This window comes from Streptomyces capoamus (genome assembly GCF_014654935.1).
In the GTDB taxonomy this organism is placed as follows: domain Bacteria; phylum Actinomycetota; class Actinomycetes; order Streptomycetales; family Streptomycetaceae; genus Streptomyces; species Streptomyces capoamus.
In genome coordinates, this window is the sequence record NZ_BNBF01000055.1 from 1 (window position 1) to 1508 (window position 1508).

The 1508-nt window shown below is 73.4% G+C and carries 2 protein-coding genes; one reads left to right on the forward strand and one right to left on the reverse strand.

The window, feature by feature from the left end; translation table 11 throughout:
* Window positions 1-495 (forward strand): oligopeptide/dipeptide ABC transporter ATP-binding protein (locus IE312_RS37540; RefSeq protein ID WP_189986790.1); only part of this gene is annotated, 495 nt, incomplete at its 5' end.
* A 75-nt stretch (window positions 496-570) separates the two neighbouring features.
* Here the strand turns inward: IE312_RS37540 and IE312_RS37545 are convergent.
* Window positions 571-1508, reverse strand: a 938-nt coding sequence (locus IE312_RS37545; protein WP_229900932.1) for an MFS transporter, incomplete at its 5' end; no start/stop codon positions are given.

Below are 1508 nucleotides of genomic sequence, written 5' to 3' on the forward strand. Positions count from 1 at the left end.
GCCCAGGTCGTCAACCTGCTCCAGCAGGTGCAGAAGGACCTCGGCATCGCGTTCGTGTTCATCGCCCACGACCTGGCGATCGTGCGGCACTTCTCCCAGCGCGTCGCGGTGATGTACCTCGGCAAGATCATCGAGGTGGGGGACCGCGACTCCATCTACACCCGCCCGCGCCACCCCTACACCCACGCCCTGCTGTCCGCCGTCCCCGAGGTCACCCTGACGGAAGGGGAGGCGTCCCAGCGCGAGCGCATCCGCCTCGCCGGCGACGTGCCGTCCCCCATCTCCCCGCCCTCCGGCTGCCGCTTCCGCACCCGCTGCTGGAAGGCCCAGGACAGGTGCGCGGCCGAGGAACCCCCGCTGATCAGCATCTCCGGCAACCGGGAGGGCCACCTGACGGCCTGCCACTTCCCGGAGGAGCCCAGCACCGGGGCCCGGGAGGAGGACATCGTGCTGGACCCCGCCCTGACGGCACTGGAGGAGGACCAAGCGGGCTAGGAGTGCTGTTCGGACGGGTCGGTTACGGCGATCACCGACCGCCGGTCACGCGGGGGCGGGTCGAGCCGGGCGTGCTCACGACACCGCGGAACGGTCCGCCGCCGGGCCGGCCTGCTCCGATGCGCCCCTCCGCCTCTCCGCCCCGCCACGGTGCGCGCCCGTCGCCCCGGTGCCGGCCCGCGCGGTTCCGGAACGCCTGCGTGCGTCGGTCGCCCAGACGATCAGCGCACAGGCCGCGAACGCGGCCCCGAGGAGGCTGGAGGCGGCCCAGCCGTGGGAGGTGAGGGCGGAGGTGGTGGCGGCTGCGCCGAGGGCGGAGCCGAGGGAGTAGAAGACCATGTAGCCGCCGATGACGCTGCTGGTGCGCTCCGGATGCGCGGTGGTGAGCACGTGCTGGTTGCTCACGTGCACGACCTGGACGGCGAAGTCGAGCACCACGATGCCGACGGCGAGCAGCCACAGGGACCGGGACAGTTGCGCGGTCGCGCCCCAGGAGGCGATGAGCAGCACCAGCGCGAGACCGCTGACCGGGACCGCCCGCCCCGCGTCCGCCCATCGTCCCGCACGCGCCGCGCCCAGTGCGCCGGCGAGTCCCGCGATGCCGAACAGTCCGATCCGGCTCTCACTCAGGTGCCACGGTGCGTGCGCCAGGGGCAGGGACAGGCCGCTCCACAGGGTGCCGAACGACGCGAACAGGAAGAACGCGATGAGACCGCGCGTCAGGAACAGACGCTGCCCGAACAGCCCGCCGAGCGAGACGACGGCCTGTCGGTAGCCCACGGGCCGGCGGAAGCCGTCCTCGGGCGGCAGTGCGCGCAGCACGAGCGCGGCGAGGGTGAGGGCGAGCACGCCGAGCACGGTGTACACGCTGCGCCAGCCCCAGACCTGCGCGAGCACGCCGGTGACGAACCGCGCGCCCAGGATGCCCACCACCACGCCGGACGTCACGACGCCGATGGTGCGTCCGCGCTCGGCGGGCGGCGAGACCGTCGCGGCGTAGGCCACCGTGGTCT